This window comes from Streptosporangium sp. NPDC023825, assembly GCF_040639575.1.
GTDB lineage: Bacteria > Actinomycetota > Actinomycetes > Streptosporangiales > Streptosporangiaceae > Streptosporangium.
In genome coordinates, this window is the sequence record NZ_JBFAAE010000135.1 from 1 (window position 1) to 4,316 (window position 4,316).

1 protein-coding gene is annotated in these 4,316 nt (G+C 72.2%); it reads right to left on the reverse strand.

Translation table 11 applies throughout. The annotated features are described in order from the left end of the window. Positions 1–4,166 (reverse strand): type I polyketide synthase (locus tag AB0G15_RS43315; protein ID WP_362851542.1); only part of this gene is annotated, 4,166 nt, incomplete at its 3' end. Positions 4,167–4,316 lie beyond the last annotated feature (150 nt).

Genomic DNA, 4,316 nt, shown 5'->3' on the forward strand with positions numbered 1-4,316 from the left:
AGACGCCCGCTGAAGACCACCGACTCACCACCGGCGACCTCCGTCACCGCACTCAGCAACGGATGATCGATCGCCTCCAGCCCGGCCGCGTCCATATCCCCGGCCTCGACCTGCGCCGCCACCCAGAACCGCTCACGCTGGAAGGCATACGTCGGCAGATCCACCCGCACCGGCCGAGCCGGAGCGAAGAAGGCATCCCAATCAACCGCCACGCCCCGGACCTGCAACTGCCCCAGGGCCCTGACCAGCGTCCGGGCCTCGTCGCGATCCTTACGCGCGACCGCCACGAACGTTCCGTCCTCGACACTCTGCTGAGCCAGCGCGGTCAGGGTGGTGTCCGGTCCGACCTCCACGAACACGTTCGCCTGGCAGGCGAGCACCCCGTCGGCAAAACGCACCGCCTCGCGCACGTGCCGCACCCAGTACGCCGGATCGGTCAGCAGACCCGGCTCGGCAGGCCGGCCCGTCACGTTGGACACCACCGGGATACTCGGCTCACTGAAAGTCAGGGCGGAGACGACCTGCTCGAACTCCGCCAGCATCGGCTCCATCAGAGGTGAATGGAACGCGTGCGAGACCCGCAGCCTGCGCGTCCGCGCACTCACCAGACCCGCGATCTCCTCCACCGCGGTCTCGCTACCGGAGATCACCACGGCCTGAGGGCCGTTGACGGCGGCGATGCTCACGTCCTGGCGGCCCTCCAGCAGCGGAAGGACCTCCGCTTCGGGGGCGGCGATGGCCAGCATCGCCCCGCCTTCCGGCAGCGCCTGCATCAACCGGGCACGAGCCGTGACCAGGGCACACGCGTCGGGTAGTGAGAGCACCCCGGCCACGTGCGCGGCCGCGATCTCCCCGACCGAGTGGCCCACCAGCACATCCGGCGTGACACCGAGTGAGGCCAGCAGCCGGTAGAGGGCGACTTCGAAGGCGAACAGCGCCGGCTGAGTCATCCCCGTCTCGGCCAGCACCTCGTCCGGACCGGAGAACATCGCCTGGCGCACCGACCCGGGCAACAACGCGCAAATCTCGTCCAGCGCCTCGGCGAACACCGGGAACGCGGAGGCCAGCTCACGGCCCATGCCCACCCGCTGACTGCCCTGACCGGCGAACAACATCGCCAACCGGCCGCCACCGGTCGCAGCACCCGGCGTCGTCGTACCCTCGGCCAGGGCGCGCAGGCCCGCCACCAGCTCGACCTGGTCGGCGCCGACCACCACCGCGCGCTGCTCCAGCAGCGCCCGGCCCGTCGCCAGCGTCCAGGCCGCGTCGGCCGGATTCAGCTCCGGCCGCTCCTCCACCCAGGACGCGAGCCGGGAAGCCTGTCCTCGAAGCGCCTGGGGGGTCTTTGCCGAGACCAACCACGGCGTCACCGGCAACTCGACAGCGTCAGCCTTGGCCTCGGGCTCCGCCGGACCCTGCTCGATGATCACGTGCGCGTTCGTGCCGCTGATCCCGAAGGACGACACCGCCGCCCGGCGCGGACGGTCGACGGCGTCCCAGGGACGGGCCTCGGTCAGCAGCTCCACCGCGCCCGCCGACCAGTCGATGTGTCCCGACCGCTCCTCGGCGTGCAGGGTCCGCGGCAGCGTCCCGTGCCGCATCGCCATCACCATCTTGATCACACCGCCGACACCCGCGGCGGCCTGCGTGTGACCGATGTTGGACTTCAACGACCCCAGCCACAGCGGCCGGTCCTCCGGCCGGTCCTGGCCGTAGGTGGCGATCAGCGCCTGCGCCTCGATCGGGTCACCCAGCACCGTTCCCGTGCCGTGCGCCTCGACCGCATCCACGTCCGCGGGCGAGAGGTTCGCACTGGCCAGCGCCTGGCGGATCACCCGCTGCTGGGAAGGACCGTTGGGGGCCGTCAGACCGTTGCTCGCACCGTCCTGGTTGACCGCGCTGCCCCGCACGATCGCGAGGACCTGGTGACCGTTGCGCCGCGCGTCCGACAGCCGCTCGACCAGCAGCACGCCGACGCCCTCACCCCAGGCGGTGCCGTTCGCCGTGTCACCGAAGGACTTGCACCTGCCGTCGGGTGCCAGACCGCGCTGGCGGGAGAACTCGATGAAGGTCCCGGGCGTCGACATGACCGTCACACCGCCCGCGAGGGCCAGGTCGCACTCGCCCGTGCGCAGCGCCTGCGCCGCCAGGTGCAGCGCGACCAGCGACGACGAGCACGCCGTGTCCACGGTCATCGCGGGTCCCTCGAACCCGAAGGTGTAGGAGATCCGGCCGGACACCAGGCTTCCGCCACTGGTCGAGGCGGGGGTGCCGAGGCCGTAGTCGTGGTACATCAAGCCGGCGAACACGCCCGTCCGGCTGCCGCGCAGCTCGACGGGACTGACACCGGCCCGCTCCAGCGCCTCCCACGACGCCTCCAGCAGCAGACGCTGCTGCGGGTCCATCGTCAGCGCCTCACGCGGACTGATCCCGAAGAAGCCGGGGTCGAACTCGGCGGCGTCGTACAGGAAACCGCCGTGCTTCACGTAGGAGGTGCCCTCGCTCTCCGGGTCCGGGTTGTAGATCCTCTCCATGTCCCAGCCCCGGTCGGCGGGGAACTCGGAGATGGCGTCCGTACCGGCCGCCACCAGATCCCACAGACCCTCGGGCGACAGCACGCCGCCGGGGTAACGGCAGGCCATGCCCACGATCGCGATCGGCTCGTCATCGTCCGGCGTCCTGGCCGTCGTGACCGACGCGATCGCGGACGCGGCGCCGGTCAGCTCCGCCCCCACGTAGTCCGCCACCGCCTGAGCGGTCGGGTAGTCGAAGATCAGCGTGGCCGGCAGCCGGAGCCCGGTGACGGTGCCGAGCCTGTTCCTGAACTCGACCGCGGTGAGGGAGTCGAAGCCGAGGTCCTGGAAGGCGCGATCCGGCTGGACGGCCTCCTTCGAGGCGTGCCCGAGCACCGTCGCCACTTCCTGGCACACCAGGTCGGACAGGAACGACCGGCGTTCCGCGGGCTCCATCGCGGCCAGCCGCCCCGCGAGGCCGTTGAGGGTACCCGCTCGTGGCAGTGCCGCCCGGGCCGGGTTCCCGCCCTGGGCGAACCGTGCGGCGACCAGCGCCGGCCGGTCGTGGCGCAGAGCGGCGTCGAACAGGGCCAGCCCGTCGGCGGCCGACAGCGGCTTCAGGCCCATGCGCTCCATACGGCGTACGTCGGCCTCGGTCAGTTCCTCCGCCATCCCGCCGATCGCCCACAGGCCCCAGGCCAGCGAGGTGCCCGCCAGTCCCTGTGACCTGCGGTACTCGGCCAGCGCGTCGAGGAAGGCGTTGGCCGCGGCGTAGTTGCCCTGCCCCGGACCGCCCAGCGCTCCCGCCACCGAGGAGAACAACACGAACGCCGACAGGTCCAGCTCCCGGGTGAGCTCGTGCAGGTGCCAGGCCGCGTCGGCCTTGGGCCGCATGACCCCGTCCAGCCGCTCGGACGTCAGCGCGGTGATCACACCGTCGTCCAGGACACCGGCCGCGTGCACCACACCGCTCAGCGGCTGCCCGGCCGGAATCGCCGCGATCAGCCCGGCCAGCGCGTCCCGGTCACCCACGTCGCACGCCGCGACCTCGACCGCGGCACCCAGCTCGGTCAGCTCCGCCACCAGCTCGGCGACACCCGGAGCCCGCTCGCCGCGCCGGCCGGCCAGCAGCAGATGCCGCACCCCGTAGGCCGTCACCAGATGCCTGGCCGCCAACGCGCCCAGACCGCCGGTGCCTCCGGTGACCAGCACCGTGCCCTCCGGCCCGAACACCGGAGCACGCTCCTCCTCGACCGGCGCCACCACCGTGCGCACCAGCCGCGGCATCCACACCGCACCGGCCCGCACCGCGACCTGCGCCTCACCCGAGGCCAGCGCCCGACCCACCGCATCCGCATCCAGCGGCCCGGCCTCCACATCCAGCAACACGAACCGGCCCGGCTGCTCCGCCTGCGCCGCCCGCACCAGACCCCACACCGCCGCCTGCACCGGATCCGGCGCCTCATCCGCGACCGCCACCGCATCCCGCGTCACCACCACCAACCGCGAGGAGGCGAACCGCTCCTCGGCCAACCACCCCTGCACCACACCCAACGCCTCGCGCACTCCGGCCGACACCTCGACCAGCACACACTCCGCGATCTCGGCATCCGGTGAACCGTCCAGCAGACCGTCGAGTGAATCGACCACCACCCACCCGGGCACCCCGGCCGAAGCGGCCGGAGCCGCACTCCACTCGAGCCTGTGAAGCGAGTCGGTGCGGTGGCCCGCGGTGAGCTGGTCCGCTGATATCGGACGCGCGGCCAGCGCCTCGACCGACAACACCGGCACCCCGGCGGAATC